This window comes from Desemzia sp. AGC72, from assembly GCF_057334175.1.
Map to the genome: position 1 here is coordinate 182,672 of NZ_JBHFIG010000001.1, position 24,195 is coordinate 206,866.

The following is a 24,195-nucleotide window of genomic DNA, read 5'->3' on the forward strand; positions in this document are numbered from 1 at the left end:
AATTGTATGCTTAGGGGAGCGCTCTGATAAAGTGCGCTCCTTTTTTAGTCTCTAAATCTTTAAAAGTGCGCGCAAATTTAATCAAGATACTTTTCGTACCCGAAAAGCTGAAATCCTATTAAATAAAAGAAGGCTTGAAGGTTTTTAATGAGGATGCAGTTGGGTAATAAGTGTTTCGATGTCTGCTGGTGAGCAGAAAACTGCTGAAAAGGCCATGAGCTCGAAGCAATTCCTCTTCATGGCCGAACAACTTCAAGTAAACAGCCATGAACGGGGAAATGACGAAGCTCATGGACCAAACATGCTTGTAAATCGGCCATGAGCAACCAAAACCAACATCTCAAGGCAGAAAGGATACTTTTCGTACCCGAAAAGCTGAAATCCTCATTAGACAAAAGAAAGCTTGAAGGTTTTTAATGAGGATGCAGTTGGGTAATAAGTGTTTCGGTGTCTGCTGGTGAACAGAAAAACTGCTGAAAAGGCCATGAGCTCGAAGCAATTCCTCTTCATGGCCGAGCCGCTTCAAGTAAACAGCCATGAACGGAGAAATAACAAAGCTCATGGATCAAACATGCTCGCAACTCGGCCATGAGCAACAAAAACCAACAGCCCAAGGCAGAAAGGATACTTTTCGTACCCGAAAAGCTGAAATCCTCATTAGATAAAAGAAAGCTTAAAGGTTTTAATGAGGATGCACTTGAGTAATAAGTGTTTAGATGTCTGCTGGTGAGCAGAAAAACTGCTGAAAAAGCCATAAGCTCGAATTCAAAACTCTTCATGGCCGAACCGCTTCAAGTAAACAGCCATGAACGGAGAAATAACGAAGCTCATGGACCAAACATGCTCGCAACTCGGCCATGAGCAACCAAAACCAAACGTTCAAGGCAGAAAGGATACTTTTCGTGCCCGAAAAGCTGAAACCTTATTAAGTAAAAGAAGGGTTCAAGGTTTTAATGAGGGTGCAGTTGGGTAATAAGTGTTTCGGTGTCTGCTTCTGAGCAGAAAAACTGCTAAAAAGTCCATGAGCTCATAATAACTCATCTTCATGGCCGAACGGCTTCAAGTAAACAGCCATGAGCGAGGAAGAGACCGAGCTCATGGACCAACCACGACCGCAACTCAGCCATGAGCAGACAAACGACCGAGCTTATGGCCGAAAAAAGCACCCAATAATCATACGTAAGCAAAAAAAGACTATCCATAGACAAAATATGCTGAAAATTTTTGAAAACCTGATAGAAATGTAAAGGCATACTTGGTATAATGTTGGCAGGATCAGATGGGTGGCGGTATCAGTCTTTTTCATGGCTTATCAGCTTTTTAGAGAATGAAGACGAAATCCATTTGCAGATAGAAAATACAATGTTGTTCAAAAAATCGTCTAACGAGATAAAAATAGCAAAAATTGTTACACTTAAAGAGTATGGTCAATCAGCCGATAAAAAATAATCGCGTATTGAGGTGTAAGGGATGAAAGAGAGAAAAAGAAGCAAGGTAACACAGTTAAGAAACGAGTATACTAAAACTAAAACGGTTCAAGCTCATCGTGAAAATAAGTTTAGAAAACAGCGGAAGCGACGTATAGCTAGTATCGCAGTCATAAGCGGCTTGTTTATCGCAGGCTTGTCTATGAATTTAGTGAAAAATACGAAGCTGATTTCCGACTTGGATGCACAAAAAGTAACAGCAGCTGAAGAGCTGGATCAAGTGGAGGCAACTCAAGAAAATCTTCAAAATGAAGTCAAAAAGCTTCAAGATGATGAATACATAGCTAAATTAGCTAGAAGCCAATATTACTTATCCAAGGAAGGCGAGATTATATTTAGTTTCCCTGAAGATAACGCGGCTAAAACTCAAAAAGAGGAAACACAAGAAGAGTCTGATTCCGCTAAAAGCGATGAAACAACAGAAACAGCTGATCAGAACTAAGATAGTTCATTTGCTGCAAAAAGCGGCAATAGCAACTGCTGCAGCAGTGAGTAAGAATAAAAAAGCTTTATGTGTAAACGAAGTCATGCTATAATGACGGTACTAGTATTCAAGGAGGAAATGAATTTTATATGTCAATTGAAGTCGGTAGTAAAGTTCCTGGAAAAGTAACAGGAATTACAAATTTTGGTGCGTTTATTGATTTGGGTAATGGAAAAACAGGGTTGGTTCATATTAGTGAGATATCTGACAGTTTCGTAAAAGATATCCATGATGTATTAAGTGTTGGAGATGAAGTAACGGTTAAAGTGTTAACAATCGGTACTGATGGTAAAATTGGTCTATCTATTCGTAAAGCAGTTGATCAACCAGAAACAGCAGCGCCAACAAGTGCACCAAGCGCAGCTACAAGCTCTAGACCAAGTTCAAGTTCAAGACCAAGCAGTAATTATCAACGAAGCAACGATAGAGGAAGTTCTCCTTCAAGAGGACAAGGTTACCAAAAAACGAATCGTTCTTCTTACGCACAAAAAGATAAGAGAGAAGACTTTGATACATTGATGAGTTCATTCTTAAAAGACAGTGACGATCGTCTGACGTCATTGAAACGCAACACTGAAGGCAAACGCGGCGGACGCGGCGGACGTCGTAACTAATTATTGCGTCATGCATTCATAGATAAATCTATAAACAAAAGAGGCTGGAAAATATTCCAGCCTCTTTTTTAAACTAGTACTACTTTTATCTGTGCGATCGGAAAACGAGCGTAAAGGTTATATACATTTTCCGGATTTTCTTCCGCATATCGTGCTAGATCCGGCTGGTTCAAGCAATCAAACAGCTGGACCGCTTTTTTGATCAGCCCCGGTTCAGAAAGATCTCCTATTTTAGTCATACACACTTCTTTACGAATCAGTGTGATCCCCCACAGGATAGGACATTCCAACATAATATTTGCTGCTTCCAATATATTTAAGTAAGTCAAAGCCTGCTCATACTTCTTATCCATCATCAACAAGTTAGTCACATGCAGCAAAAAGCTGTTGCGCAAAGTGACGGCCTCATCAAAATCTTTATATTTTGAAAGGATCTTCACCGCTCGGTCAGTAAATGCGACAGCAGTTTCACTATCAAATAAATATAAGATACTGTTGATGACATGCAATTCTGCTAAGTACCAGTTGTCCAGTGTTGCCATTCGTTCCCAAACTTTTTCAGCGTATTCTTTCGCTTTTTTTAAATCGTGTTCTTCCAGAAGTACTTTGTATCCCCGGCTGGCATTCAAAATATCCAACACTAGTTGGTCGTACCTCTCTCTAACCAGAGTCTCCCCTTTTTCAATAATCTCATCCAATAGCTCATGAGAAGGACATTCTTCCAATTTTTTAAACAAATGCAAAATGTGTTCTTTTTCTCCTAAACGATAATCATGCAAAATATACATGAACTCTTCGTGCGAAATATCCATATGGTCTATGATGGCTAGGTATTTAGGCAGAGTAGGACTGATGATGTCATTTTCAAATTTGGTGTAAGTCGATCGAGCCATCTTTTCGTCTGAGATTTGTTTTTGTGTATATCCCTTATTTTCTCGGATTTTTTTTAATGTTGTGCCAATTGGAATCGGTTGGTAGGACATATAGATTGCTCCTTTAATGTATTGTAGTTACTATTGTCACATTTTGTTCAGGTGATGATGCCAATAGGTATACTACTATATGAAGTGCTTATTATTCGACTCTAAAAATGTGGAAAGTTAATAAGATTTGGCAGATAAGAGTTTTTATAAGAAGGTAGGCGAATAACGATGTTAAGTGAACAGCAGCAAGGTACTACAGATAACTCGCAGCAGAAGTATTATTTTTACGTCATTATCGGTCAACATGAAACCATTCGCTTAAACGTAGACAATAGAGATGTCATTGTAAATGCGGACGGGATATTAGACTGCCCTTTTGATACGGTCTTACGAAAGAATCAGTACACTTTTGAACACTTGAACACTATCTTAGCTAGAGAAATCCAATTTATTGAGGTGACTGGGGACAAAGAGGCAATTTTACAGTCCATACCCTTAGATATGAATCTCTAAATAAGTTCAAGTTATTGTAGCACGAAACCGGATGAAAAAGAATATCCCAAAGATAAAAAAATAAAGTGCAAAAAGCACAGCAAAAATTGAGCTTGATCACACGCAGCAAAAGACTTCCTTTAATGAAGAGGAAGTCTTTTTTATGGACGCCAGCTCTTTTTTAAATAAAAGAACATGGTATACTGAAGTCAAACGAATTCAAAGGAGTCTCTATATGAAAGTAGCCATTATCGGTGCTTCATTTGCTGGCGTAACGGCAGCTTTAGAAGTGCGTAAACACCACCCGAACGCTGAGATCAGCTTGTTGGAGAAGCAGACTAAATTAGGCTACATCCCTAATGGACTGCATTTGTATTTGGATAAAAAAATCGACTCGCTGTCGCAAGCTTATTTCATTAAAGAAGCTGACTTGGAACAAAGACGTATCAAGATTTTGTTGGAGTCAACCGTCGAAAAAGTCGATACCGTGAACAAACACCTGACATACCGCTGTGATAATGAAGCTGTTACTATGGCTTATGACAAATTGATCATCGCGACCGGTTCGAGCCAGCTGTCGCACAAAATCGAAGGAAGCGGCTCAGACCGCGTACTGAAATACAAACGTCTAAAAGGGGCGGAAGATGCTCTGGAAAAATTACAAGCCAGCCAGCACGTTACCATCATCGGCGGCGGGCAGATCGGCGTAGAAGCAGCTGACTTGCTGACAAAAAACGGCAAGCAAGTGGCGTTAGTCGAAAATATGGACTATGTCTTGTTCAAATACTTCGACAAAGACATGATCCAGCCGATCCAAGAAGAAATGCAAGAAGCCGGTGTGGCGCTGTACATGAATCAAACAGTTTCTTCTATTAAAGAAGCAGGAGACAAACTGGAAATTCAATTGGGCAGCGGAAACATTGAAAGCGATACAGCCATTTTAGCGGTCAATGTCAGACCAGACTTGAGCTTTTTAGACGGTCAGATCGACTTGCACATGGACCACACGATCGCGGTAGACGAATACTTGCGGACTTCACATCCTGATGTACTGGCGGTAGGAGACTGTATCCAATTGCCTTCTTGTATGGGAGAAGAAGCGATGTACATTCCCCTAGTGAACAATGCCGTACGGACAGGAATCGTCGCGGCAGCTAATCTCGTCAGACCAGTGATGCCGTTCAAAGGATCATTGCGCACGATCGGCACGTCGGCGTTTGGCTACCATATCGCAAGCACAGGGATGACCGAATCTGACAGCTTATTTTCTGATCAGTCTATTGGTGTCAAACGACAGATCGTTCCTGCCAACAGTCTGCCATTTGCAGAAGAGGTACTGATCAAATACGTATATAATGAAGAAACGCGAGAGCTGTTGGGCGCTCAACTGGTCTCTAAAGCGGATGTACTGGAAAAAATCAACACACTTGCTCTTGCTATCCAGACAAATCAAACGTTGGAGGATCTAAGTCAAAAAGAATTCTTTTTCCATCCAACCTTTACCAATACTATTGAAACGACAAACTTAGTTGCTTGGCCAAACATAAGGCGGGATACGGATGAAAGTTGAAAATTTTCTTGAGAAGCATGAAATCAGAGAAGTGAATTTGATGAAAAAACTCGTGTTGAGCGGAGGAGAAGTCAGCCACAACGACATGGTCGACTATCTAGAAGTTTCTCGAGCTTCTTTAGACAAAGACTTGGCATCGTTGGCTTATCGCTTGGAGCCTTTCAAAGAAAGCGTCCGAGTGGATTTTGATGGACCGATGATCACCTTGTTCATGAGCAGCGAATTTTCTCTTGCTCAGATCTATCAAGTCTACTTAAAAGAATCGGTCAAAGTGAAAATCATCAGCTACTTGTATCGGCATCAAGAATTTTCAATCGTGCAATTGACGCAAAAACTCATGATCAGCGAATCTTCCCTGTTTCGAAAAATCAAAGAACTGAACGACTACTTAAAAGAGTTCCGCATCAAAATCCGAAATGGACGGTTGCAAGGAGAAGAGCTGCAGATTCGCCATTTCTACTATCAGTTTTACTTGTATGTCTCAGACAAAGAAATCAGTTCAGCGAAGAAAAACGACGAACAAGTCTCCAAATTGCTGCAAGCAACTACCAACTTTTTGGGCATCGACTTGGAGCCGGAAGGCAAAGAACGATTGAAAGTGTGGCTTCATATCAGCAAAAACCGCGTAAACAGCAAAAAGAAAGGTTACAAAGAGTTGCGCCGATTGATGGAACCCTATATGGAAGACCACTTTTATCAAAAAATGCGCTCGATGGTCTTGCGCTACTTCAGTCGGTACTCAATCGAAGTAGACGAAGAAGAAGCTATGCTGCATTTCGTTTTTATGTTGGCTTTTCCAGTATTGACCGAACACGATTTCCATGAATATACGTTGCTGCGGGCCAGACGCGCGCCAATTGCTACGATCGATACGTATGTAGTGGAGACGATCATCATCCATTACAACTTCCGCAGACTCCCTTATATGTTGGAAAGAGAGATGTTTTACTACTTATCTCAGATCCATGCGAAAATGTATTTCTTAAAAGGCGCTATCGAAGTGTACGAATATGACGCTATTTTATCGAAAGAAAAACAGTTCACCGGAAAAGACTTAATCTCATTCGCGGAACAACTGCGCATGATCAGTATGGGCAAATTCGAGATCGAAGAATCAATGGAAGACAGCTTGTTGAAAATGGAGCTGTTAAAATACGTCAGTTTATTATCCATCGTGACGTTTAATATGACAAAGATCAAAAAAGTCGGCATTGATCTGAAAATGGAAACCATCTACACAGAAGCTTTGAATCAACTGCTGATCTTGAATATGCGGCACATCAACGGCATTCATGTAGAGAAGTATCAGCCGAAAAAAGACTACGACTTGGTACTGACTAATGCGCCTGTCAAAGATAATTCGTCTTACGGAAAAGCCGAAGTCTATGTGCTATCCGAAATATTATCGTCTTTCGACATGAAAAACATCCAAAACATCATTCAAAATCTGACACTTTAAAAAGATGCTTTTCCAAAAAGGATGGCGTCTTTTTTGTGTGGTTAGTTTAATAGAAGTTTTAACAATTAAAATCATGTGAGTTGAGTGTATTCTTGTGAGATAGGAAGGCTTTAACTCACAAAAAGGATTGGATTTTTAGTAATCTTGTTAGTGAGGAGACTTCTCACTAACAAAACTAGTCAATATACCGCTATTCTTTTGAGACAGAACACTTCTCACTAACAAAACCGACCCTATTACTTCTATTCTTATGAGTGATAAGAGCTCTTATGCACAAAACGCATTCATCTTACTCTACTTTCATTAGTAAGTACTCATTCAAGTAAATTGTTCTAAACCCCCACAACCGCCACAATTATTCAAGACCAATCATTTGAATAAATATTGTAATCATTGTTGTATTAAGGTTAACAAAACAAAATCTATCTATACCAAACGCTGTTTTATTTGTAAGGGTATCCAAAAATGCCATTTATTTTGCTTATCCGCCAAAAACATGACATTTTTTTCGTGTGAAAACGTATTACAATAAATACATCAAGAAGGAATCGTTTGCATACACAAGGAGGAACTATTAAAATGACTGAGAAAAAATATATCATGTCTATTGACCAAGGAACAACTAGTTCAAGAGCTATCATCTTTGATAAAAAAGCTAACAACGTTGGAAGTTCACAAAAAGAGTTTACTCAGATTTTTCCTGAAAGCGGTTGGGTAGAACACAACCCTAACGAAATCTGGAATTCAGTGCAGTCTGTAATCGCAGGGGCATTTATCGAATCTGGTATCAAACCTGCTGAAATCGCAGGTATCGGAATCACAAACCAACGTGAAACAACTATCGTTTGGGAGAAAAAAACAGGACGTCCTATCTACAACGCTATCGTATGGCAATCACGCCAATCTGCACCAATCGCTGCTAAATTAGCCGAAGACGGACATGCAGATATGATCCACAAGAAAACAGGATTGATCATTGACTCATACTTCTCAGCAACTAAAATCCGTTGGATCTTAGACCACGTTGAAGGTGCTCAAGAACGCGCTGAAAAAGGCGAATTGTTATTCGGTACTGTTGACACTTGGTTGACTTGGAAATTAACTGGAGGAGACTCATTTGTAACAGACTACTCTAACGCAAGTCGTACAATGTTGTTCAACATCCATGAATTAGACTGGGATCAAGAAATCTTAGACCTATTGAACATTCCGCGCGCAATGATGCCGGAAGTAAAATCGAATTCTGAAGTTTACGGACACACAACTAACTACCACTTCTACGGAGCTTCAATTCCAATCGCTGGAATGGCAGGAGACCAACAAGCTGCTTTATTCGGCCAAATGGCATTCGAACCAGGAATGGTTAAAAACACTTACGGTACAGGCTCATTCATGGTAATGAACACTGGTGAAACACCACAATTATCAGATAATAACTTGTTGACGACAATTGGTTACGGAATCAACGGTAAAATCTACTACGCATTAGAAGGAAGTATCTTCGTAGCTGGATCAGCTGTTCAATGGTTGCGTGACGGATTGAAAATGTTAGAACACTCTTCTGACTCAGAAGACCTGGCAAAATCATCAGACAACAACAACGAAGTATTTGTTGTACCAGCCTTTACAGGACTAGGCGCACCTTACTGGGATTCTGAAGCACGTGGAGCAGTATTCGGCTTGACTCGCGGAACAACCAGAGAAGATTTCGTCAAAGCAACTTTACAAGCAATTGCTTACCAAGCACGCGACGTTATTGATACAATGAAGACAGACGCAGGAATCGACATTCCTCTATTAAAAGTAGACGGTGGAGCAGCTAACAATGACTGGTTATTGCAATTCCAAGCAGACATCATTGGAACAAAAGTACAACGCGCTCACAACTTAGAAACAACAGCACTAGGAGTGGCTTACATGGCTGGACTAGCAGTTGGATTCTGGGAAAGCATCGAAGAAATCAAAGACATGTACGAAGAAGGCGGCACATTCGAACCACAAATGACCGACGAAGAACGCGAAAAATTATACCAAAACTGGAAACTAGCCGTAAAAGCAACACAAGTATTCAAACCGTAGAAACAAACAGAGAGTGGAGCGTAGCGTCTAGCCTACCGGTTATAAGAAAATATCAACAGACAGGCGCTTTTTGCCTGGCAGTTGATATTGGCTTATAGACCGTGTAGGCTGCTACGCGCAACTCGTTTTAAAAGCAGAAACCAAATTAATGACCGTAGCCTCACGGCTACAAAAACTTATCAACAGGCTGCTATGTGCAGCTCGTTTAAAAGCACAAACCCTAAAACATTTTTAACCAACAAACACTAAATCCTTAAAGGGGGAAAAGAGTCATGGTTTTTTCAATTAAAAGAAGACAACAAGACATCAAAGCATTAAAAGAAGAAACGCTAGACGTCTTAATTATCGGTGGTGGAATCACAGGAGCCGGTACAGCGTTACAAGCTGCTGCTTCAGGTTTGAAGACTGGTCTTGTGGAAATGCAGGACTTTGCAGAAGGAACTTCTTCTCGTTCAACAAAATTGGTTCACGGTGGTTTACGCTACTTGAAGAACTTTGACGTAGAAGTTGTTGCTGATACCGTTCAAGAACGTGCTGTTGTTCAAGGTATCGCGCCTCACATCCCTAAAGCAGATCCAATGATTTTGCCAGTCTATGACGAACCTGGTTCTACTTTCTCAATGTTCTCATTAAAAGTAGCTATGGACTTGTATGACCGATTAGCTAATGTTACAGGAACAAAATACGAAAACTACACGTTGTCAAAAGACGAAGTTCTGGAACGCGAACCGCAACTGAAAAGCGAAGGCTTACAAGGTGCTGGAGTATACTTGGACTACCGTAACAACGATGCTCGTTTAGTAATCGAAAACATCAAACGTGCTGCTGAAGATGGTGGACACATGGTCAGCCGTACGAAAGTTGTCGGTATCTTACACGATGAAAATAATAAAGTATGCGGAGCAACTGTTGAAGACTTATTAACAGGCGAAACATATGATATCAAAGCTCGTATTGTATTAAACACAACCGGTCCTTGGTCTGACACGATCCGTCAAATGGATGCTAAATCAGACGCCGCTCCTCAAATGCGCCCAACAAAAGGGGTTCACTTGGTAGTAGACCGTGAAAAATTACAAGTTCCACAACCAACTTACTTCGACACAGGCAAAAACGACGGCCGTATGGTATTCGTGATTCCTCGTGAAGAAAAAACATACTTTGGAACAACGGATACAGATTACAAAGGCGATTTCTCAAAACCAAAAGTAGAACAAGAAGATGTAGACTACTTGTTGGAAGTTGTAAACAACCGTTACCCATCAGCTGGAATTACAATCAACGATATCGAATCTAGCTGGGCAGGATTACGTCCATTGATTTCTACAAATGGCGGATCTGACTACAATGGTGGAAACAGCCAACCAATTACAGATGAAAGTTTTGACAATGTAATCTCTACGATTGAAAAATACCAACAAGGTGAAGTAGATCGTATTACTGTAGAAGACGCATTAAAAGACATTCAAACTAGCAACTCTGAATCAGAAGCTAACCCTTCAGCGATTTCTCGTGGAAGTGCATTAGACATTGACGAAGATGGATTGATCACTATAGCTGGTGGTAAGATTACGGATTACCGTAAAATGGCTCTTGGAGCAATGAGAACTGTTGTTGAAATCTTGAAAAACGACTTCAACAAAACTTACGAGTTGATCGACTCTTCTAAATACCCTGTATCAGGTGGAGACATCAACGCGCAAGAAGTAGAAGAAGAAACTGAAAAATTAGCCCAAATGGGTGTTGAAAAAGGATTGAGCCAATCTGAAGCTTTATACTTGGCAAATCTTTACGGTTCAAATGCTCCTAAAGTGTTTGCTTTACTAGATGAAGTACAACAAATTGAGGGATTGACGTTAGCTGACTCATTGAGCTTGCGTTATGCGATGGACGAAGAAATGGCGTTGACGCCAAACGACTTTTTAATTCGCCGTACGAACCATATGTTATTCATGCGTGACACACTGGATGGTATTATTGAACCAGTAATCGCAGAAATGGCTCGTTACTATGATTGGACAGATGAAGCAAAAGCAAATTATACTAAACAATTAGAAACTGCGATTGCAGAATCTGATCTAAAAGAATTAAAAGGAGAGTAAACAAATGAGTGGAGATACACTAACGATTTTTAGTGAGTTCTTAGGAACAATGATTTTGGTATTATTGGGAGACGGCGTATGTGCTGCCGTCAACTTGAAGAAAAGTAAAGCAGAAGCAGCTGGTTGGGTTGCAATTGCTCTTGGATGGGGAGCTGCAGTAACAATTGCTGTTTACGTTTCAGGATTTATGGGACCAGCTCACTTAAACCCAGCTGTAACAGTTGGTATGGCGATGATTGGTAATATTGAATGGAGTTTAGTACTTCCATTTATCATAGCACAAGTTGCTGGAGGTATCGTAGGAGCTGTATTAGTATGGTTGACTTACTTGCCGCACTTCAAAGTAACAGAAGACCAAGGATTCATCTTAGGTACTTTTGCAACAGGACCAGCTATCCGCAACAACGTCAGCAACGTGATGACAGAAACAATCGGTACTTTTGTATTGGTATTTGCTTTAATGATGTTCGGACAAAACAGTTTTGCTGAAGGATTGAATCCTTTAGTAGTAGGAGTATTGATTCTTTCAATCGGTCTATCTTTAGGTGGATCAACTGGATACGCGATCAACCCTGCACGTGACTTAGGTCCGCGTATTGCTCACCAAGTTTTGCCAATTGCAAACAAAGGAAACTCTGAATGGGATTACTCTTGGATTCCAGTAGTAGGACCAATCTTAGGGGCAGTACTTGCAGCAGTGCTGTATATGGTGATTTTATAGAAAACAACCTAAGATTTATGAATTGAACCTCATGTTCGTGCTAGCCCTCTAGTACGAACATGAGGTTTTTTTTGATTTGTAAAAGCATAACAATGGGCTTTTCGATGCTTATTACACGAAGGATAGTTATATCGAATAAAATGCTTAATTTAACATTTTATTCATATTATAATGTTTAAAGTATGTTATAGTAAAGACGAATGTTGTTAAAATCTGGTGTAAATTGTAATAACATTTAAGAGACCTTGGCTGCTTAGCCATATAGGAGGAAACCATGGAAGAAGTAATTAGTTTAGTTGAGTTTTTTGAAATCATGAAAAAACGGATGAGTATGATTGTGAGTCTTGGTTTAGTTGGATTAATTATGGCCTCAGCTTTCACCTTTTTCATTGCCACCCCACAGTATAGTGCAACCACTCAGATACTTGTCAACCACACTCAAACAGGCGAAGTCATTCAGCAAAGTGATATCAATACAAATGTACAATTAATTAATACATATAAGGATATTATTAAAGGACCTGTAATTCTAGATGATGTTCGTGAAACCTTAAAGTTTGATATATCACACGGTCAACTATCTAACAAGATCCAAATTGGAAGTCAAGATAACTCACAAGTTTTTTCATTAACAGTCACAGACGATAGTCCATTTGATGCAGCTGCAATTGCTAATACTGTAGCCGTTACATTCCAAGAAAATATTGGAGAAATAATGAATGTAGACAACGTGACCATTATTTCAGAAGCGGTAGCTAATATTAGTCCTGTTTCGCCAAATACAATATTGAATTTAATTGTCGGATTGTTAATAGGGCTTTTAATAGGCATGATTTTATCTTTTATTTATGATTACATGGACAACACTGTTAAGGATGAAAAATTTATTATCGAAGAATTAGGATGGACAAACCTTGGAAAAGTATCAGAAATGTCCGAAGAAGAACTGAAATCAGAACAATATGGTTCTGAACACCACACAGAATCGCGTAGCGCGCGAAGCCGTGTGTAAGGAGGAGAAAAAAATGTTTGGATTGAAAAAGAAGTCCCCAATAACGAAAGATCGTCCAGGGCTAATTGTTGCAAGTAAACCCAATTCAGTAATTTCAGAACAATTCCGTACTATTCGAACAAATATCCAATTTTCAATGGTAGATGAGAATCTAAAAAGTATTGTTATAACTTCAGCGGGACCTGGTTCGGGAAAATCAATTATTTCAGCAAATTTAGCAGCAACAATTGCATCAGAAGAAAAGCGTGTTCTTTTAGTGGACGCAGATTTACGTAAGCCGACAGTGCATAAAACTTTCCGTGTTCGGAACAATGATGGGTTAACGACATTGTTAACTGATAGGGGAGCCCGAATAGAAGATCTGATTTACCGTACTCATGTTGAAGGTCTATATGCTTTGACGAGTGGAGCTATTCCTCCAAACCCTGCAGAATTACTAGCGTCTAAACGAATGAACGAGTTGATGCAAGAAATTGAAGAGAGATTTGACTTGGTTGTCTATGATATGCCACCAATTATTGCAGTAACGGATGCACAAATTATGGCTAGTAAAGTAGATGGAACTATTTTTGTATTACCCAAAGGGCAAGCATCCAAAGAAGAAGTACTCAAATCTAAAGAATTGTTAGAAATGGTTAATGCTAATGTTCTAGGAGCAGTCTTTAACCGTGTTGAAAAAGCTAGTGACAGTTACTACTATTACTATGGCGAAGAAGAGCAATAAGACTCTACTAGTGGTGGACAATTAATTGATAGTGTTTCCAATTGGATTTTTTAATGAAGGGAGAAACTTAATGATAAACCGCAAAACTAAGCGGAGAATTCTTCTGGGGTTTGATGTATTCGCTGTACTTATGTCTAGTACTCTTTCTTACGTATTTTTAAGCCCTTATGTTTCTTTACCCAGAAATGATTTTTTGACTGCAGTTGGATTTAGTGTTCTTTTTTATCTATTATTTGCACTCAGATTTCAATTGTTTTTTAAAATTAATCGCTATACAAGTATTCGTGAAACAATAGTACATATGGGAGCTGTCACATTAGCTTTCCTAGGATCCTCTGTTTTAACTGTGTTGATTGTGGGAGCCGTCAGTTTCCGTTTTATGTTATTAACTTATTTGTTTTCTGTAGTCATTATCCCAGGGAGCCGAATCATATGGCGAATTTATCACGAACATCACCAAAAGCTGAAAGAATTATCTGAAAATGGGACTATCGCTATAAAAGTCCGCACTCTAATTATTGGTGCTGGCGCAGGCGGAAGTCTATTTGTTAAAAGTTTGCAACGCCATGACTTTGAAGTTGAGTTAATTGGTATTATAGATGATGATCCTGCTAAACAACGTATGACTCTTTTTGGAGTGCCAGTTATTGGTAGAGTTGAAGATATTCCAGAGTTGGTGAAATTGCATGCTATTGAACAAATCACAGTTGCAATCCCATCTTTACCTGCTAAAGAACTAGGGGAAATTGTAGAACTATGTGCAAACACAAGTGCTAAAATTAACCAAATGCCTTCTGTGGAAGAAGTAGTCTTAGGGAAATATCAAGTTAATAAATTTAAAGAAATTGAAGTTGTAGATTTATTAGGTCGAGAAGAAGTGAAACTCGATATGGAACAAATTGCTGAACAACTTTCAGGACAAACGGTTCTAGTCAGTGGAGCAGGTGGTTCTATAGGTTCAGAAGTCTGTCGGCAAATAATTCGCTTCTCTCCAGAACGTATTTTATTGTTAGGCCATGGGGAAAACTCTATCTATTTAATTAATAAAGAATTAAATAATTTGAATACTGACACAGAAATTGTTCCTATTGTTGCTGATATTCAAGATCGCGAGCGAATCTTCAATGTTATGGAACAATATAAACCTGATCGCGTTTACCACGCGGCAGCGCATAAACATGTTCCGCTAATGGAATACAATCCAACGGAAGCAGTGAAAAACAACATTTATGGTACGAAAAATATGGCGGAAGCTGCAAAAGCAGCTGATGTCCAGAGCTTTGTTATGATTTCTACGGATAAAGCAGTTAATCCGCCGAATGTCATGGGAGCTACGAAACGTGTAGCAGAAATGATTGTGACCGGTTTGAACGAAAAAGGGAAAACAAATTTTGTAGCGGTTCGTTTTGGAAATGTATTAGGAAGCCGGGGAAGCGTAATTCCACTATTTAAAGAACAAATTCAAAAAGGTGGACCTGTTACTGTAACCGATTTTCGAATGACACGTTATTTCATGACTATTCCTGAAGCTAGTCGTTTGGTTCTTCAAGCAGGTGCGCTTGCTCAAGGTGGAGAAATTTTTGTACTAGATATGGGTAAACCAGTTAGAATTTTAGATTTAGCTAAAAAAATGGTGAAATTATCTGGGTACACGGAAAAAGAAATTCCAATTGAGGAATCCGGTATACGTCCAGGTGAAAAGCTGTATGAAGAATTGATTGCTTCTAGTGAACATACCAATCGGAAAGTGTATGATAAAATTTTCGTTGGTAAAGTGAATAATGAACCCATCGAAGATGTCATGAATTTTATTCATAAAGTCGAACAGTATACAAATGAAGATTTAAAATCTGCTCTGGTGTCATTTGCCGGTGGCCAACAAAACAAGCCAAAGACTAATGACTCTGTTGTAGAAAAAGTAATCCCAAAAGATTCTAATATTGCTTTTACTAATGGGTAAAAAAATAATTTACAGGGCTTTGAAGAGGCTCTTCTCTTCAAGGCCCCTATTTTCATCATTATCCCTAATTTTTAAATCTGAACTAATCGATAAAACATACTAATCTTAGTTAGAAGTTATTTGTATGTTTTATTACACAGGAGGAGTTATAGATATGGTTTATATGAAAATCAAGAGGTTAATTGATATAGTACTATCTTTAGTGGGACTTGTTATCTTATCTCCTATCTTCTTGGTACTTATTATTGCCATCAAATTAGATTCTAAAGGGCCGGTGTTTTTCAAACAGAAACGTGTAGGACTTCATAAGAGTCATTTTAATATTTTGAAGTTCAGAACTATGAATATAGATACACCAAATGATATGCCGACACATCTTCTTAAAGATCCGGATCAATGGATTACAAGAGTTGGTAAGTTCTTAAGAAAAACCTCGCTAGATGAACTGCCTCAAATTATTAATATCTTTAAAGGTGAGATGAGTACTATTGGTCCGAGACCAGCCCTATGGAATCAATATGATCTTATTGAAGAACGAGATAAATATGGTGCTAATGATGTGCCAGCTGGTATTACTGGGTGGGCACAAATCAATGGTAGAGATGAGTTAGAAATTGAATTTAAAGCTAAATTGGATGGAGAATATGTAGAAAAAATTGGATTCTTAATGGACACTAAATGTTTCTTTGGCACTATTGTTAGTGTATTAAGATCAGATGGCGTTGTTGAAGGTGGTACTGGATCAAATGCTGATGACAAGAAAAGTTCTAAGGAGACCGTCACGAGATGAAAAATGTATTAATCACAGGTAAAAATAGTTACATAGGGACGTCTCTAAAAAATTGGCTTGCGATAGAACCAGGGAAATATAAAGTAGATACTATTAGTGTTAGAGGCAATTCATGGAAAAATAAGGACTTTAGCAAATATGACACTATAGTTCATGTTGCTGGGATTGCTCATCAAGATACGAAAGCTAGTCACGAAGAGTTGTATTTTAAAGTTAACAAGGATTTAACCATTGAAGTTGCAACTAAGGCAAAAAAAGATGGAGTAAAACAATTCATTTTTCTGAGCAGCATGATTGTGTATGGTGTTAGTGGGAAAATAGGACAAGAAAAAATGATTACTATGGATACAATTCCTAATCCTGCTAATTTTTATGGTAGAAGCAAGCTAGAAGCAGAGGAGGGAATAAAACTGTTGCAAGATGCTCATTTCAATGTTGCTGTCATACGTCCACCTATGATTTATGGAAAAGGCTCTAAAGGTAATTATCCTCTTTTGGCTAAATTTGCAAAGGTATCACCAGTATTTCCAAATATCAAAAATAAAAGAAGTATGTTATATATCGAAAATTTGACACAGTTTATCAAATTAATTATTACTAATAATGACTTTGGTATATTTTGCCCACAAAATGAAGAGTATGTTTCTACTTCTCAAATGGTCAAAACAATCAGACAAGTTTACAAAAAAAAGATGTATTTAACACCTATATTTAATTTTATGCTTGTTAGAGCAAATTCTAAAGTAAATGTTATTAACAAGATATTTGGAGATTCTTGTTATGATCGAAAGATGAGTAAATACAAGCAAAGCTACAATATATACAGTTTCGAGGAATCAATTATAAAAACAGAAGACTCTACAATACGATAATTTGGTCTGGAGGTGAATGGTATGAGTAGTTCTTATGAAAAATACACAGAATGGTTAACTTATGATGAAGATACTAAAATCGAACTGTCGGAAATCGATAGTGAAAAAGAAATTGAAGATCGATTTTATCAGGAATTAACATTTGGTACTGGGGGACTAAGAGGTCTGATGGGTGCTGGAACAAATCGATTGAATCAGTACACGATTAAGAAAACAAGTTACGGCGTAGGTAAGATGCTAGTAGATAAAAAAGAAAATCCTAAAATAGCCATAGCATATGACACTCGTAACGGGTCACTTGAATTTGCCAATTACGCAGCAGATGTCTTTACTTTTTTAGGAATAAAAACATTTCTTTTTGAAGAATGCATGCCTACTCCGATTTTGTCTTTTGCTGTTCGCTTGCTAGAGTGTGACGCGGGAATAGTCATTACTGCAAGTCACAATCCTAAAGAATACAATGGATATAAAGTTTATAATAACCAAGGTGGACAATTAGTTCCAGAAGAAGCAGCAGAAGTTATGAACTATATGAAATTGTATCCTGACTTTGACCTAATCAAAAACATTCAAAGAGATGAAAGCCTATTTGAATCCATTGGCAATCAAATGGTCGATCAATTTATCCAAGCTATACCAAGAAAAAGCAGTAAAGAAAGTAAGCTGAAAGTTGTTTACTCAGCCTTACATGGGACTGGTGGCAAGCCAATCCACAAAATATTAGAATCATTTGATGTTTTTGTAGTTGAAGAACAAGAATTGCCAGATGGTGATTTTAGTACAGTGTCTTCTCCGAATCCAGAAAATCGAGAATCTTTAAGCTTGGCAATTAGAAAAGCTAAAGAAGTAGATGCTGATGTGGTATTAGCAACAGATCCCGACTGTGACCGCCTAGGCGTAGCAGTGAAACATCGTGGGAAGTATGAAATTTTAACAGGAAATCAATTAGGAGCGTTATTCGTTGATTATCTTACTGCTAACCATTCGCTAGGTCCTGCCAAGATGATTATAAAAACTATTGTTACTAGTGAATTAGGCGCAAATATTGCTAAAAAACGTGATTTTCATAGTATGGATACATTAACAGGATTTAAATACATTGGCGAAAAAATCAATCTTCTTGAGAAAGAAAGCCGAGAGAATAAATTTTTGTTTGGCTATGAAGAGAGTTACGGCTTTTTGTTTGGAACACATACACGTGATAAAGATGCCGTTTCAGCTGCATGGCTGTTCTGTGAAATAGCAGCACTTTATGCTGAAAAAGGGTTAACTATGTTAGATCAATTAAACGAACTTTATAATGAATTTGGTTTTTATCTAGATGATTTAGATTCTATAACTATTCAGGGAAAAGAAGGCGTAAGCCAAATTTATTCTCTAATGGAGAAAGCCAGAACTTGGGGCAATGAATTAGTATCTGAGATTGATGAAGTGAAAGACTATCTGCTTGGAATGGATAAACTCCCTAGCGAGAACGTTTTGAAATTTATTTTGAAGGATGGTTCTTGGTTTGCAATACGACCATCGGGAACCGAGCCAAAAGTGAAATTTTATTATTCCATACAGGCAATAAATCAAAATGCAGCGTCAGTGAAATTAGATAAATTGAAAAAAGAATTGGAAGTTCAGTTGAATATTCAATTACCAAATCAAGCGTAAGGTAGGTGTTTTTATGAAGATTGTATTGTTATCTGGAGGATCAGGCCAGCGATTATGGCCATTATCGAATGATGTCCGATCAAAACAGTTTCTAAAACTTCTTAGAAATGAAAATCAAGAACCAGAATCAATGGTTCAAAGAGTATACAGACAACTGAGACAATCGGGTGTGGATTCAGAAATTGTGATTGCTACAGGTAAGAACCAAGAAAATTCCATTCGCAATCATTTAGGAAATTTAGTAGATGTTGTTCTTGAGCCGGAGAGAAGGGATACTTTTCCCGCAATAGCATTGGCAACATCTTATCTTTATTACGTAAAAAATGCCCAACTTGATGAAACAATTGCTATTATGCCAGTTGATTCATTTGCAGACGTATCTTTTTTCAGGAAGTTATTCGATTTAGACGAGATGATACAAAGTAATGAAGCTAATCTTGGTTTATTAGGTATTAAACCAACTTATGCTTCCGCAAAATATGGGTACATATTGAAAAATAAGAATCAAGTAACAGGGTTTGTAGAGAAGCCGTCAGAGTCTGTAGCTTCTGAGATTATAGCAGAAGGAGCTATGTGGAATGGTGGTATTTTTGTCTTTAAACCGAGATATATATTAGATATTTTGAGAAAATATATTGACGTTTCTTCGTTTGAAGATGTTGTAAGTCAGTATTCGATTCTTCCTAAGAATAGTTTTGACTATGAAGTTACTGAAAAAGAAACTAAGATAGCTATGGTAGAATATGATGGATTTTGGAAAGATTTAGGCACTTGGAATACACTTACTGAAGTGATGGATAACAACAATATCGGTAAAGTAATTACTTCAGATAATACAGTAAACACTCATGTAATCAATGAATTGGATGTTCCAATAACGGTTATCGGAGCAAGTAACATGGTTGTAGTAGCAAGTCCGGATGGGATTCTTGTCTCAGACAAAATCCAAAGTTCAAATTTAAAAGAATATATAGGCGGACTATCCAGACTACCTAGGTATGAAGAAACATCGTGGGGTCATTCAAAAATTTTAGAATATAGTCAAAGTGACGATAATAGCGTTTCTGTAACAAGAAGCATCTTTTTAAACAAAGGAAAGTCACTGGATTACGAAAGTCATACGCTTCGGGATGAAACGATGACCATTATTTCTGGATCAGGTTGTCTAGTAATAGAAAATGAAAGAAGAAGTATTGAAAAAGGAGATGTAGTCCATATAAAAAGAGGGGAAAAACACTCTTTACTGGCTCTAACAGACCTTAAATTAATTGAAGTTGGAATTGGGGAAGAAATATCTTCTGACGATGTCCAAAAATTTGATTATATTGATAAATCAGATAGAAAACAAAAAGGTTATATAAAAGAACAATGATTTGATACTATGACGGTTAAAATAGCTAGCTATTAATAATTCTAAATTGTGGTTTTCTATAAATGTTTATTTCGTATAAATAGTAACTATTTTTATTAAAAATATTAATTTTAGTTAGTTCTAAAATAAAGTATAAGTAACCTTTAAAGGAGATCATGATGTTGAATGATACATGCTTAATTTCAATAGTTATTACAACTTGCAATAGGAGTCTATTACTTGATAGAGCGATTAAGAGCATTATATCTCAAAATTATCAAAAGATTGAGATAATTGTTATTGACGATAATTCATCAGACAATACAAGAAATATTTTAATGAGATATCAAAAAGAATCGTTGGTACCATTTCAATATATTATTAATGATAGTAATAAAGGACCTAGCATAAATAGAAAGGTAGGCTTAAATTTAGCAAAAGGCAAATATATAGTTTTTATGGATGATGATGATTATTACTGCAACTCAGAGTCGTTTAAAAATGCTATAGCTATATTTGGGAAATATAAGAATCTTTCTTTTGTCTCTGGAAACTCGTACATACAGTTTGAAGAAAGCAATCAACTTGAGTTCAATAAATTAAACGTACAAGGATATATTTCATCAAATGATTATTTAAAAGAAATGCAGATAACATTAGATAAACCTTTTTCGACATATAGTACTATTTTTTTACGAGAAAAGCTTTTTGAGTCTGAAGCAGATAGAATGGAGATGTTTAATGATTCTTCAATTTATTTGAGAGCATTGTTAGTCGGGGACGCGTATGTTGATCAAAATATATGGGGAGTTTATTACATACACGAGAATAATATCTCCAAAAGTATATCTTGTAGTTTTATTGTCCAAAATTTAGAAGAAAAGAATAAAATATATTTATTATTGGCTAAAAAGAATGTTATTTCTTCAAAATGGTTGATTGCTCATTTTAAAATGACAATTAAATATTTCTTTAGTGGAGATAATGTAAGAGATTTAGATTTATTATTTTCGTGGATTAAGAAAAAGGATGATATCCAATTAAGGATTTTAATGAATTGCATATTAAGAAAAGAGTTACTAAAAAGAAAAATTAAAAATAAAGTTAGCTGGCGATTGGATGGCTAAGTATACTGTTGGAAAATATAAGAGAAAAGTTTTTTTTAATATGTCCAGCGGGATAATAACTCAAGTTATTATGATGATTTTAGGATTAGTTTATCCCAGATTATTTATCGAACAATTCGGGTCAAATGTAAATGGATTTGTATCAAGTATTAATCAGATGTATTCTTATTTGATATTACTTGAATCTGGTGTGGGTATTGCCTCTCTGCAGGCTTTATATAGTCCGGTGAAGGACAACGATACTAATAAAATAAATGGCATTTTAGCTGCATCTAATAACTTTTATAAAAGTAGTAGTAAGTTTTATTTAATTGCTGTAATAGTTGTGTCAGTAGTGTATCCTTTAACGGTAGGTGGGGAGTTACCTTTAACACAAAAAGCTTATTTGACTTTAATTACTGGTTTAACAGGATTGTTAAGATTTAGGATCAGTCCAGTTAGAATAAATTTAATAAAAGCAGAAGGTAAAGAATATATTGTCAGCTATTTCACTAGTGTGACAACAATCTTAATACTAGTTGTTAAAATTATCTTGCTTAATTTCAACTTGAACATAATGATTATACAATCTACAGAGTTTTTTATAACATTGATACAATTAATAGCATTAATGATTTTTTTTAAGAGGAGATATAAAGCAATAAGCTTTAAATCTAAGCCATTACTAGAATCATTAAGTCAAAAAAACTCAGTATTGGTACATCAAATTTCAAGCTTAATATTTAGTAGCACTGATATACTTGTATTAACATATTTCACAAACTTTACAGTTGTTAGTGTGTATGCAATTTTTAATACTATTTCAAATTCAGTTACTTTAATTAACACTCAAATTTCAAATGCTTTTACTTTTATATTAGGTCAAAGTATTGATGATAAAGGAAATAACATTTCTAAAATCTATGATTTGTATGAACAAATATTTGTGAGTTTTTCTTTTGCGATAACTATAACGATGTATTTATTGTTTTTACCATTTTTAGAACTCTATACTATAAATTTTGAGAACAACGCAATGTATCTAGATAATAGTTTTGCACTCCTCTTTTCTATTAAATTAGCATTAATTGTAGGAAGAACTCCGGCAAGACAATTAATTGATACTGCTGGTTTTTTTAGAGGTACTCAAAGACAATCAGTTGTTGAATCAGTTGTTAATATAATTTCTTCATTAATATTTGTTAATATATATGGTGCGTACGGTGTTTTATTAGGTACAATTATTGCTTTAGTTTATAGAACTACAGATATGATAATTTTTAGCAATAAACAAATATTAAAGAGAAGTCCAGTTAAGCATTTAATAAAATGGGGAATACATTTAGCGGTTTTTACTATTATAGTTGTGGTACAAGAATCCTTAAATGTTTTTACTATAAGTATAGATAATATTATAGAATTCTTTATATATGCATTTGTTATTTTTATTTCCTTATTTCTTTTAAATGTACTTGTAGATTATGTGTTTTTTCCAAAGTATATTTTAGAACTAAAGAGATATATCAAACAATTTTTTTGATTTTTATGTAACAACTTTAAGCTGTTTTGTGAGAAGTTAAATTTTTAAAGTGTAAGATATTTCGAATAGAACTGTAATTATTTTTAAATATAAACTAGAGGAGATTTGATGATGAAGAAAGCTCTCATATATTCTTCGGTAGCCTCCATGATAGATCAATTTAATAGAGAAAATATTCAAATTTTAAAAAAATTAGGATATCAGGTTGAAGTCGCATGCAATTTTGAAAAAGGGAATACGATTAGTAGGGAACAAATTAATAAATTAAAAAGAGATTTAGAAAATTCTGGGGTAAAGTGGCACCATATTTCAATTCCTCGAAATTTAAATTCTTTAAAAGAGATTTTGGGTTCTTATTCTTTGTCAAAAAAAATTATAAATGATGGTAATTTTGATCTTATTCATTTTCATTCTCCAATTGGTGCGGCTATTGGAAGGATGGCAGCACGGAAGTGTCGAAAAAAAGGAACAAAATTAATATATACAGCTCATGGTTTTCATTTCTTTAAAGGTAGTTCAATTATTAATTGGTTGATGTATTATCCTCTAGAATTCTGGTTATCTAGGTACACGGATGCTTTGATTACAATCAATCAAGAAGACTATCAACGTGCAAAATCATTTAAAGCTAAAAAAGTTAATTATGTTCCTGGTATTGGGATTGATACCAAGAAAATTAGACAGGTAGAAGTTAGTACAAATAAGAAACGAAGCGAGCTTGGGATTCAAAATGAACTTCTTCTTTTATCTATCGGGGAACTAAATGAAAATAAAAATCACAAAATGGTCTTATCTGCATTATCCTCCATAAACCAACCATTTAGATATGTAATTTGTGGGCAAGGAGCTGAACTTTCTAATTTAACTGCCTTAGCTCAAAAACTTAATCTGAGAGATAAGGTCCAGTTTCTTGGGTATCGAAAAGATGTCGAAGAGATATTAAAAATTGCAGATATTTATTGTTTTCCTTCTAAAAGAGAAGGACTGTCCGTTGCATTGATGGAAGCGATGGCTGCCGGGTTGCCATGCTTAGTGAGTAACATACGAGGGAATAAGGATTTAATTGATGAAAAGGGAGGTCTTTTATTTGATTTAGATAGTCAAACAAAAATAGAACAAGACCTTGTTCATTTAATGAAAGATGAAAGTGAAAGAAAAGCAATGGGCGAATACAATATGAAAAAAATTGAGAACTTTGATAAAGAAATAGTCAATAAAGAAATGGAACGAATATACTCTCTCACTTAACT

The 24,195-nt window shown here is 36.5% G+C and carries 20 protein-coding genes; 19 read left to right on the top strand and 1 reads right to left on the bottom strand.

Annotated features, from left to right (window positions below):
- Window positions 1–1,263: 1,263 nt before the first annotated feature.
- The 3 genes from ACE025_RS00830 (at window position 1,264) to ACE025_RS00840 (ending at window position 2,585) form a co-directional block, all read left to right on the top strand.
- Window positions 1,264–1,449, top strand: coding sequence for a hypothetical protein (locus ACE025_RS00830; protein WP_485936484.1), 186 nt, complete (start codon window positions 1,264–1,266; stop codon window positions 1,447–1,449).
- Window positions 1,450–1,470: 21 nt separating this feature from the next.
- A complete protein-coding gene (locus tag ACE025_RS00835) occupies window positions 1,471–1,929 on the top strand; it encodes an FtsB family cell division protein (protein ID WP_485936486.1) in 459 nt (152 codons plus the stop codon).
- A gap of 131 nt (window positions 1,930–2,060) precedes the next feature.
- A complete protein-coding gene (locus ACE025_RS00840) occupies window positions 2,061–2,585 on the top strand; it encodes a S1 domain-containing RNA-binding protein (RefSeq protein ID WP_485936488.1) in 525 nt (174 codons plus the stop codon).
- A gap of 68 nt (window positions 2,586–2,653) precedes the next feature.
- Here ACE025_RS00840 and ACE025_RS00845 read toward each other — a convergent pair whose 3' ends face one another.
- On the bottom strand, window positions 2,654–3,568 hold the full coding sequence (locus ACE025_RS00845) for a helix-turn-helix domain-containing protein (protein ID WP_485936490.1): 915 nt from the start codon (window positions 3,566–3,568) through the stop codon (window positions 2,654–2,656).
- A gap of 168 nt (window positions 3,569–3,736) precedes the next feature.
- Between ACE025_RS00845 and ACE025_RS00850 the strand changes: the two genes are divergently transcribed.
- The 16 genes from ACE025_RS00850 to ACE025_RS00925 all read left to right on the top strand — a co-directional run bounded on the left by ACE025_RS00850 (window position 3,737) and on the right by ACE025_RS00925 (window position 24,193).
- Window positions 3,737–4,021, top strand: a complete 285-nt coding sequence (locus ACE025_RS00850) for a hypothetical protein (RefSeq protein ID WP_485936492.1) — start codon at window positions 3,737–3,739, stop codon at window positions 4,019–4,021.
- Window positions 4,022–4,235: 214 nt separating this feature from the next.
- Window positions 4,236–5,570 (top strand): FAD-dependent oxidoreductase, encoded by a 1,335-nt coding sequence (locus ACE025_RS00855; protein WP_485936494.1) that lies wholly within the window; start codon window positions 4,236–4,238, stop codon window positions 5,568–5,570.
- Entirely contained in the window at window positions 5,560–7,029 is a 1,470-nt protein-coding gene (locus ACE025_RS00860) for an AcpB/EbpR/MafR family transcriptional regulator (protein ID WP_485936496.1), read from the top strand. Before ACE025_RS00855 ends, ACE025_RS00860 begins: the two co-directional genes overlap by 11 nt.
- A 579-nt stretch (window positions 7,030–7,608) precedes the next feature.
- Window positions 7,609–9,108 carry a glycerol kinase GlpK gene (glpK, locus tag ACE025_RS00865; protein ID WP_485936498.1) on the top strand — a complete coding sequence of 500 codons (1,500 nt, stop codon included), beginning with the start codon at window positions 7,609–7,611 and terminating at the stop codon, window positions 9,106–9,108.
- Between the two features lie 272 nt (window positions 9,109–9,380).
- Window positions 9,381–11,210 (top strand): type 1 glycerol-3-phosphate oxidase, encoded by a 1,830-nt coding sequence (glpO, locus tag ACE025_RS00870; RefSeq protein WP_485936500.1) that lies wholly within the window; start codon window positions 9,381–9,383, stop codon window positions 11,208–11,210.
- Window positions 11,211–11,214: 4 nt separating this feature from the next.
- Complete coding sequence (locus ACE025_RS00875; RefSeq protein WP_485936502.1) at window positions 11,215–11,931, top strand: MIP/aquaporin family protein; 717 nt, start codon at window positions 11,215–11,217, stop codon at window positions 11,929–11,931.
- Window positions 11,932–12,205: 274 nt separating this feature from the next.
- On the top strand, window positions 12,206–12,943 hold the full coding sequence (locus tag ACE025_RS00880; RefSeq protein ID WP_485936504.1) for a YveK family protein: 738 nt from the start codon (window positions 12,206–12,208) through the stop codon (window positions 12,941–12,943).
- Between the two features lie 13 nt (window positions 12,944–12,956).
- Window positions 12,957–13,667, top strand: a complete 711-nt coding sequence (locus ACE025_RS00885) for a CpsD/CapB family tyrosine-protein kinase (RefSeq protein WP_485936506.1) — start codon at window positions 12,957–12,959, stop codon at window positions 13,665–13,667.
- A 70-nt stretch (window positions 13,668–13,737) separates the two neighbouring features.
- Window positions 13,738–15,627, top strand: a complete 1,890-nt coding sequence (locus ACE025_RS00890; protein ID WP_485936508.1) for a polysaccharide biosynthesis protein — start codon at window positions 13,738–13,740, stop codon at window positions 15,625–15,627.
- 154 nt (window positions 15,628–15,781) lie between these two features.
- Entirely contained in the window at window positions 15,782–16,417 is a 636-nt protein-coding gene (locus tag ACE025_RS00895) for a sugar transferase (protein ID WP_485936510.1), read from the top strand.
- Window positions 16,414–17,289 (top strand): NAD-dependent epimerase/dehydratase family protein, encoded by an 876-nt coding sequence (locus ACE025_RS00900; protein ID WP_485936512.1) that lies wholly within the window; start codon window positions 16,414–16,416, stop codon window positions 17,287–17,289. Before ACE025_RS00895 ends, ACE025_RS00900 begins: the two co-directional genes overlap by 4 nt.
- A gap of 21 nt (window positions 17,290–17,310) precedes the next feature.
- Complete coding sequence (locus ACE025_RS00905) at window positions 17,311–18,948, top strand: phospho-sugar mutase (RefSeq protein ID WP_485936514.1); 1,638 nt, start codon at window positions 17,311–17,313, stop codon at window positions 18,946–18,948.
- A 13-nt stretch (window positions 18,949–18,961) separates the two neighbouring features.
- Window positions 18,962–20,320, top strand: a complete 1,359-nt coding sequence (locus tag ACE025_RS00910; protein WP_485936516.1) for a sugar phosphate nucleotidyltransferase — start codon at window positions 18,962–18,964, stop codon at window positions 20,318–20,320.
- 158 nt (window positions 20,321–20,478) lie between these two features.
- On the top strand, window positions 20,479–21,426 hold the full coding sequence (locus tag ACE025_RS00915; protein WP_485936518.1) for a glycosyltransferase family 2 protein: 948 nt from the start codon (window positions 20,479–20,481) through the stop codon (window positions 21,424–21,426).
- Window positions 21,419–22,945: an MATE family efflux transporter gene (locus ACE025_RS00920; RefSeq protein WP_485936520.1), complete on the top strand. Its 1,527-nt coding sequence runs from the start codon at window positions 21,419–21,421 to the stop codon at window positions 22,943–22,945. The genes ACE025_RS00915 and ACE025_RS00920 overlap by 8 nt, the downstream gene beginning before the upstream one ends.
- A 111-nt stretch (window positions 22,946–23,056) precedes the next feature.
- On the top strand, window positions 23,057–24,193 hold the full coding sequence (locus tag ACE025_RS00925; protein ID WP_485936522.1) for a glycosyltransferase family 4 protein: 1,137 nt from the start codon (window positions 23,057–23,059) through the stop codon (window positions 24,191–24,193).
- Window positions 24,194–24,195 lie beyond the last annotated feature (2 nt).

Bases quoted from the DNA above. Each gene is read 5' to 3' on its own strand.
- ACE025_RS00875 (WP_485936502.1), top strand. From the start codon at position 11,215: ATGAGTGGAGATACACTAACGATTTTTAGTGAGTTCTTAGGAACAATG.
- ACE025_RS00855 (WP_485936494.1), top strand. From the start codon at position 4,236: ATGAAAGTAGCCATTATCGGTGCTTCATTTGCTGGCGTAACGGCAGCT.
- ACE025_RS00900 (WP_485936512.1), top strand. From the start codon at position 16,414: ATGAAAAATGTATTAATCACAGGTAAAAATAGTTACATAGGGACGTCT.
- ACE025_RS00915 (WP_485936518.1), top strand. From the start codon at position 20,479: ATGTTGAATGATACATGCTTAATTTCAATAGTTATTACAACTTGCAAT.
- ACE025_RS00885 (WP_485936506.1), top strand. From the start codon at position 12,957: ATGTTTGGATTGAAAAAGAAGTCCCCAATAACGAAAGATCGTCCAGGG.
- ACE025_RS00920 (WP_485936520.1), top strand. From the start codon at position 21,419: ATGGCTAAGTATACTGTTGGAAAATATAAGAGAAAAGTTTTTTTTAAT.
- ACE025_RS00830 (WP_485936484.1), top strand. From the start codon at position 1,264: ATGTTGGCAGGATCAGATGGGTGGCGGTATCAGTCTTTTTCATGGCTT.
- ACE025_RS00895 (WP_485936510.1), top strand. From the start codon at position 15,782: ATGGTTTATATGAAAATCAAGAGGTTAATTGATATAGTACTATCTTTA.
- ACE025_RS00905 (WP_485936514.1), top strand. From the start codon at position 17,311: ATGAGTAGTTCTTATGAAAAATACACAGAATGGTTAACTTATGATGAA.
- ACE025_RS00890 (WP_485936508.1), top strand. From the start codon at position 13,738: ATGATAAACCGCAAAACTAAGCGGAGAATTCTTCTGGGGTTTGATGTA.
- ACE025_RS00840 (WP_485936488.1), top strand. From the start codon at position 2,061: ATGTCAATTGAAGTCGGTAGTAAAGTTCCTGGAAAAGTAACAGGAATT.
- ACE025_RS00835 (WP_485936486.1), top strand. From the start codon at position 1,471: ATGAAAGAGAGAAAAAGAAGCAAGGTAACACAGTTAAGAAACGAGTAT.
- ACE025_RS00850 (WP_485936492.1), top strand. From the start codon at position 3,737: ATGTTAAGTGAACAGCAGCAAGGTACTACAGATAACTCGCAGCAGAAG.
- glpK (WP_485936498.1), top strand. From the start codon at position 7,609: ATGACTGAGAAAAAATATATCATGTCTATTGACCAAGGAACAACTAGT.
- ACE025_RS00880 (WP_485936504.1), top strand. From the start codon at position 12,206: ATGGAAGAAGTAATTAGTTTAGTTGAGTTTTTTGAAATCATGAAAAAA.
- ACE025_RS00860 (WP_485936496.1), top strand. From the start codon at position 5,560: ATGAAAGTTGAAAATTTTCTTGAGAAGCATGAAATCAGAGAAGTGAAT.
- ACE025_RS00845 (WP_485936490.1), bottom strand. From the start codon at position 3,568: ATGTCCTACCAACCGATTCCAATTGGCACAACATTAAAAAAAATCCGA.
- ACE025_RS00910 (WP_485936516.1), top strand. From the start codon at position 18,962: ATGAAGATTGTATTGTTATCTGGAGGATCAGGCCAGCGATTATGGCCA.
- ACE025_RS00925 (WP_485936522.1), top strand. From the start codon at position 23,057: ATGAAGAAAGCTCTCATATATTCTTCGGTAGCCTCCATGATAGATCAA.
- glpO (WP_485936500.1), top strand. From the start codon at position 9,381: ATGGTTTTTTCAATTAAAAGAAGACAACAAGACATCAAAGCATTAAAA.